6 protein-coding genes and 2 tRNA genes are annotated in these 6,160 nt (G+C 71.9%); 5 read left to right on the top strand and 3 right to left on the bottom strand.

What is annotated here, in order from left to right:
- The first annotated feature begins 146 nt into the window (after positions 1–146).
- Positions 147–956, top strand: coding sequence for a DNA-formamidopyrimidine glycosylase family protein (locus tag ABZZ38_RS28555; protein WP_356745107.1), 810 nt, complete (start codon positions 147–149; stop codon positions 954–956).
- On the opposite strand, the gene ABZZ38_RS28550 is transcribed toward ABZZ38_RS28555, so the two are convergent.
- Positions 944–2,173, bottom strand: coding sequence for a GNAT family N-acetyltransferase (locus ABZZ38_RS28550; protein ID WP_356745105.1), 1,230 nt, complete (start codon positions 2,171–2,173; stop codon positions 944–946). The two genes, ABZZ38_RS28555 and ABZZ38_RS28550, sit on opposite strands and share 13 nt — an antisense overlap.
- A gap of 106 nt (positions 2,174–2,279) precedes the next feature.
- On the opposite strand from ABZZ38_RS28550, the gene ABZZ38_RS28545 reads away from it, so the two are divergent.
- Both ABZZ38_RS28545 and ABZZ38_RS28540 read left to right on the top strand, forming a co-directional pair.
- On the top strand, positions 2,280–3,425 hold the full coding sequence (locus tag ABZZ38_RS28545) for a PP2C family protein-serine/threonine phosphatase (RefSeq protein ID WP_356745103.1): 1,146 nt from the start codon (positions 2,280–2,282) through the stop codon (positions 3,423–3,425).
- 9 nt (positions 3,426–3,434) lie between these two features.
- The gene (locus ABZZ38_RS28540; RefSeq protein ID WP_356745101.1) at positions 3,435–3,884 is read left to right on the top strand and encodes an HD domain-containing protein; all 450 of its coding nucleotides are present in this window, start codon (positions 3,435–3,437) and stop codon (positions 3,882–3,884) included.
- Here ABZZ38_RS28540 and ABZZ38_RS28535 read toward each other — a convergent pair.
- Positions 3,871–4,992: an acyltransferase family protein gene (locus ABZZ38_RS28535; protein WP_356745099.1), complete on the bottom strand. Its 1,122-nt coding sequence runs from the start codon at positions 4,990–4,992 to the stop codon at positions 3,871–3,873. The genes ABZZ38_RS28540 and ABZZ38_RS28535 overlap by 14 nt on opposite strands.
- A 402-nt stretch (positions 4,993–5,394) precedes the next feature.
- On the opposite strand from ABZZ38_RS28535, the gene ABZZ38_RS28530 reads away from it, so the two are divergent.
- Complete coding sequence (locus ABZZ38_RS28530; RefSeq protein WP_356745097.1) at positions 5,395–5,589, top strand: hypothetical protein; 195 nt, start codon at positions 5,395–5,397, stop codon at positions 5,587–5,589.
- 155 nt (positions 5,590–5,744) lie between these two features.
- Here the strand turns inward: ABZZ38_RS28530 and ABZZ38_RS28525 are convergent.
- Positions 5,745–5,818: transfer RNA gene (locus tag ABZZ38_RS28525), tRNA-Gly, on the bottom strand.
- A gap of 127 nt (positions 5,819–5,945) precedes the next feature.
- On the opposite strand from ABZZ38_RS28525, the gene ABZZ38_RS28520 reads away from it, so the two are divergent.
- Positions 5,946–6,022 (top strand) — tRNA-Pro (locus ABZZ38_RS28520).
- Positions 6,023–6,160 lie beyond the last annotated feature (138 nt).

Genomic DNA, 6,160 nt, shown 5'->3' with positions numbered 1-6,160 from the left:
TGAACTAATTTGTTATGTTAATATGCGGTACTCTCATCCCAAACACACCCCCCCCCCCGCGGGCGGGGGGGGGGGGGCCCCCCCCGGGGGCGCCCGGGGGGGGGGGGGGGGGGGGAAGGCCCCCCCGCCCGCAGAGAGGAGCATCCATGCCCGAAGGGCATACGATCCACCGCCTCGCCGAGGACCACCTCACCCGATTCGGTGGACGCGCCGTCCGCGTCACCAGCCCCCAGGGCAAGTTCTCCGACAGCGCCGCCCTCCTCGACGGCCGCGTCCTCGGCGCCGTCGACGCCCACGGCAAGCACCTGTTCCTCGGGTTCGAGGACACCGGCTGGGTCCACATCCACCTCGGCCTCTTCGGCAAGCTGGGCTTCGGTACGGCCCCCGCGCCGCCGCCCACCGAGACCGTACGGCTGCGCCTGCTCACCGCCGAGCACTACGCCGACCTCCGCGGCCCCACCGCCTGCGCGCTGATCACCGAGCCGGAGAAGCGGGCGATACACGAGCGGCTCGGGCCGGACCCGCTGCGGGACGGCGACGACCCCGGCAAGGCGTGGCGGCGCATCGCGAAGAGCCGCACCACCATCGCCGCGCTGCTCATGGACCAGAAGGTCATCGCGGGCGTCGGCAACGTCTACCGCGCCGAGGTGCTCTTCCGGCACGGCATCGACCCGTACCGCGCGGGGAAGGACCTCACCGAGGCGCAGTGGACCGCCCTCTGGGCCGACCTCGTCGCGCTCATGCGCGAGGGCGTGCGCGACAACCGCATCGACACCGTCCGCCCCGAGCACACCCCCGAGGCGATGGGCCGCCCGCCGCGCGTCGACGACCACGGCGGCGAGGTGTACGTGTACCGCAGGGCCCACCAGCCCTGCCACATCTGCGGCGGCGAGATCCGCACCGCCGAGCTCGCCGCCCGCAACCTCTTCTGGTGTCCCGGCTGTCAGAAGCCGTGAGGCAGCCAGGGCGCCACCGGGGAGCCGAAGGCGACGGACGCCTCCGCGAGGGCACCCTGCCGCAGTTCCCGTACGCGCCCCGCGGCGGCCAGGGACGTCAGCGGGACGCCGCCCAGATACGCGGCGCCCACGTCCCGTACCGACAGGGCGAGGTCGGCCGCGTCGTCCGTACGGGCGCACAGGGCGCCCTTCCGGTCGCCGGTCAGCCGCCAACGCCCCGCGTTCCAGGGGCAGAAGGCGTCGTCCACGTCCAGGACCACGTCCACCGGGGCCTGGTACGTACGGGCCTCCAGCGCCGCCCCGAGGTCCACCAGCCGTACGTGCAGCCCGTCCTGCACCCGCGTCCGGCAGCGCCGGATGTCGGAGACCAGGTGCTGCCAGGCGTCGTCCACCGGACGGTTGCCCACCTGGATCGTCGACATCAGGTCGATGCCGAAGAGGAACCGCCACAGCGCCGCGTACGACGCCGGGTCCACGGCCCCCAGATCCCTCAGCCGCACCGTGCCGTGCGGCACGGCCGTCTCCCACTGCGGCCTGGTGCTGTACAGCGCGTACCCCGTGACCTCGCCGTCCCGCTCCGCCAGCACGCACTGCAGGGGTGACGCGCCGTCCCGCGAGCCGGGCGGGTCCAGCACCGGCAGCCGCTCCCAGCCGGGCATACGGGCGAGCATCCCCGGCCGTTCGGGCACGAGCCGCGCGTACACCGCCTCGCGCGCCTCGCTCGCCGCCGCGGGTGAGGAAAGCCGTAGCCGTACGTCATCCGTCCCGGGTGGCACGGACAGGCGGACCCGATCCGTGTCGATCTCCGCGCGCAGCTGCCGCGTCGCGATGCCGTACCCGAACCGGCCGTAGATCGCCGGCTCCGACGCCGTCAGCACCGCCACCGGCTCGCCCCACGCGCGTACGTCGTCGAGCTGGCGCCGCATCATCGAGGTGAGGACGCCCCGCCGGCGGTGGGTGGCCGCCACGCTCACCATCGTCACGCCCGCGGCGGGCACCAGCGCACCACCCGGCACGGACAGCCGGAACGTGAACGCCCCGGCCGTACCCACGCACGTCCCGTCGTCCCACACTCCGACGGACCGCTCGTGCTCGGTGAGGGCGTTCCACAGGTCACGCTCCTGGGGCTCCTCGGCGATACCCCCGAACGCGAGCTCCAACTGCCCGTACCAGCGGTCCCATTCGGTCGGACGCAGTACTCGTAAGTCGATCGTCATATGCCATGCGTATCAGGCGCGGCCCATCCGGGGCGACCCATTTCGAACGCATTGTCATAGGGGTCCCCCTGCACGCGGGTGGGCCGGATGGATAGGGTCCAGGCCAATGGCCCGTGGCGCAGGAGTGGACGCGTACCCGGCCCGGATGCGGAAGTCGATGCGCCGGGCCCGCATCGCCCTGCGCAAATCCGGCGTCGACTACTTCCGCGGCGACGGCTCCGACTGGATCGCCCTGATCGGTCTGCTGCTCACCATCCCCGCCCTCACCCTGTGCACGATCGCGGCACCCGTGTGGTGCGCGCCCGAGGCGCTCGTCCTGCCGATCGTGGCGGGCGGGCTGCTGCTGCGCCCCGCGAGCCTGCTCGGGCTGTACGCGGCGTCCGCCGTCGCTCTGATCGTCGAGTCGATGATCCTGGGGCCGTACACGCAGGGCGCGGCCCGGGTCACCCCGGGCACGGTCCTGGTCGTGGCCGCGTGCGGACTGTTCGGGCTGCTCATCGCGCAGTTCCGGGCGCGGGTCGGCGTGCCCTGGCGGCGCGGCGGCACGATGCTCTTCGACCTGCGCGAACGCATCAGGGTGCAGAGTGCCCTGCCCCCGCTGCCCAAGGGCTGGCACCACGAGATGGCGCTGCGCCCGGCCGGCGGCCAGTCCTTCTCCGGCGACTTCGTGGTCGCGGCCCGCACGGGCGGCGGACGGACCCTGGAGGTCGTCCTCACCGACGTGTCCGGCAAAGGCATGGACGCGGGCTCCCGCGCCCTGCTGCTGTCCGGTGCCTTCGGCGGCCTGCTCGGCTCCCTCCCGCCGCACGGATTCCTCCCGGCCGCCAACGGCTACCTGCTGCGCCAGGACTGGCAGGAGGGCTTCGCGACCTCCATCCACCTGGTGCTGGACCTGGACTCCGGCGATTACGAGCTGCTGTCGGCGGGCCACCTGCCGGCGCTCCAGCTCCACGCGGGCAGCGGGCGCTGGGAGGAGAAGGCCGGGGAGGGCCCGCTGCTGGGCGTGTACGACGGCGCCGAGTTCCACCCGGTCAAGGGCTCCCTGCGCCCCGGTGACGTCCTGATGCTGTTCACGGACGGGCTGGTGGAGGCGGCCGACCGCGACATCGCGGAAGGCATCGACCGCCTGACGGGCGAGGCGGACCGCTATGTCACGTCCGGCTTCGAGGGCTCGGCGTGGCACCTGATCGAGGCGTGCGCGAAGGACGTCAACGACGACCGGGCACTGCTGCTGATCACCCGCGACGCATAAGGGGCTCCCATGCCGTACCTGACCCTCACCGAGGTGGAGGCCGTCGCCCGCGAGGCCCACGCCGGGCAGACCGACAAGGCGGGCCGCCCGTACACCGAGCACCTGCGGGCGGTGGCGGAGGGCGTACGGGCCCGCGGCGGCAGCGACGCGCAGATCGCCGCCGCGTGGCTGCACGACGCGGTGGAGGACGACGCGCTGTCCCCGGAGTGGCTCGCGGGGGCCGCGCTGCCGCGGGAGGTCAAGGACATGGTCCTGGCGCTCACCAAGCGGCCGGGTGAGGACCTGGCCGCCTACACCGCCCGCGTCCTGGCGGTGCCGGGCGCCCGCCTCGTCAAGGAGGCCGACCTCGCGCACAACGCGGACCCGGACCGCCTCGCCGTCCTGGACGAGGCGACCCGGGCCCGGCTGACCGCGAAGTACGCGAAGGTACGGGCCCTGCTCGGCCTCACTGCTTCCTGAAGGCCCAGTCCATCCGCGGCTCGGTCACGCACCGCAGGGCCCGCCGCACCGGTGGCGTGCACAGCAGGGTCACCGCGGTGGCGGCCGTCAGGGTGGTGAGGACCAGGCCGCCCGGCTCGGTCAGCCACGGGTGGAGCCGTACGACGCGCCAGTAGTCGAGGGACTTCACCAGGAAGCCGTGCAGCAGGTACCCGCAGATGGTGCCCGCCCCGAGCACGGTGAACCAGGTCCGGCGCACCGGCACCCAGGCGAGGAACGCGGCCGTCAGCAGCAGCGCGCAGGCGAACAGGGACAGCGTCATCAAGGGCCCCGCCCACCAGGGCGAACCCAGTTCGGGGGCGCTGGTCGAGCGGTAGAACCAGCTCATGCGGAGCCTCGGCGCCACCCAGTACGCGAACACCAGGGCGCCCGCGACCAGCGGCAGCGCCGCCAGGCGCACCGCCCGCCGCCGCACCCACCGGAAGTGTTCCGGCCTCAGGCACAGGCCCAGGACGAAGAAGGGCAGGAACTGGAAGATGCGCTGGAGGTCGAGGTCGTCGGAGATGCCCGGGGTGAGCGAGCCGAGACAGGCGATCACCAGCGCGACCGGCAGCGGATGGCGCAGGCTGTTCCACAGCGGCGTGGTCAGCCGCCAGACGAACAGGGCGATCAGGAACCAGGTCAGATAGAAGGGGTTGGTGAGGCTGACGGGCAGCGTGGGTTCGTCGGCCGCCCACCGCCGGAAGAGCGTGTACGCCACCTCGAAGACGACGTACGGCACGACGATGCCGGTCACCAGCCGCTGTATCTGGTGCGGCCGTCCGGTGAAGCTCCGGGAGAAGTAGCCGGAGATCAGGATGAAGGCCGGCATGTGGAACGCGTACACGAACATGTAGAGCGCCCGGGCCGCCCGGCTGCCCTCCATGACCGGCTCCCAGGCGTGCGCCACGGCGACGAGCACGATCGCCAGGTACTTGGCGTTGTCGAAGTACGCCTCCCGCCCGCCACCGGCCCCGGCCGGCCGCGCGGGTCTCTCCTCCGTCCCTGCCGTCCGGTTCGTCGCGGGGGCTCCGGACTCCCTGACGGGGGGAAGCGGGGCCCTTTGATTTCCATGCGGAGCGTGGAACATCTGAGGCACCCTAGCGGCGCGCTGTCGAATGCGTAAAACCGCTCCTGACACTCCCGTCAACCGTGCGATATGCCCCCATTCATGCCCCTTAAATGGGGCATATCTATACCTGATTTGCGACACGGAATTACCGTGCGAGCATGCTGCGAATTTCCTGTGGCCATGCTGTGTGCATAGCGAAACGATCACGTGGGATGAGCAATACGCTATTCCGGGCACCCCCGCGGGGCGCACGCTCCGGGCCCGGGGCGCGCGCACCGCGCGCAGATCGATACGCCGACGATGCGTCACGAGGCGGCGATCGGGGGAAGGTTGGTGGCACGATGAGCCGGACGGGGGAGTGCTGGGCCGCGTACCCCCGGGACGGCAAGGCGGACCGACCGACCGAGGGTTGTGATCAGTGTGGCCATTTCACTGTCCGTGGTGCTGCTGTTGGCGATCATCCTGGTGGTGATGATCCGCAGTGGTTCGATCAAAGCGGGCCCCGCGATCGTCGCCGCGCTCTTCGGCTTCTTCCTCGCCTCCACGGGCATGGCCCCGACGATCCAGCGCACCCTGGACTCGATAGCCGACACGATCAACAGGATCAGCTTCTAGCAGCCGGCGCCCGGGAACCGGCCGCCCCGCCGGGAACCTCCCGGGCCGGAATCACTCCCGGGGCCGGAAGTGCTCCCGGGCCGGGGGCGCCGCTCCGGGCCGGAAACGCCTGCGGCCCGGACCGGTGATCACTCACCGAGCCGGGCCGGAGGCCATGGAGCGGGCGACGGGAATCGAACCCGCGTAGCTAGTTTGGAAGACTAGGGCTCTACCATTGAGCTACGCCCGCATGCGGCGCACCGCGGGCCCTGGAGGCCGCGGCACGTAGAGCATCGTAGCGGGTCCCGGCCCGTCGCCGCACGCTCCTTATGTGGGGACGGACCGCCCGCGGGCATGTACCCTACGTGTCGCACCGACGGGGTGTGGCGCAGCTTGGTAGCGCGTCCGCTTTGGGAGCGGAAGGCCGTGGGTTCAAATCCCGCCACCCCGACCATTCCGCGCTCCCGTCCACCCGGGCGTCCGCGCAACCAAGATCACATTGTGGGCCTCATCCCGCTTGCGGCTACTATGCAAGCTGCGTGCCCGTGTGTCTCTCTGACCGGGCCGATCAGCCGGGCCGCCCGACCGAGCG

It is taken from the genome of Streptomyces sp. NPDC006368, assembly GCF_040612535.1.
In the GTDB taxonomy this organism is placed as follows: Bacteria; Actinomycetota; Actinomycetes; order Streptomycetales; family Streptomycetaceae; genus Streptomyces.
The sequence above is the reverse complement of the archived record's forward strand: the minus strand, read 5'-3'. Positions and strand labels throughout refer to the sequence as shown.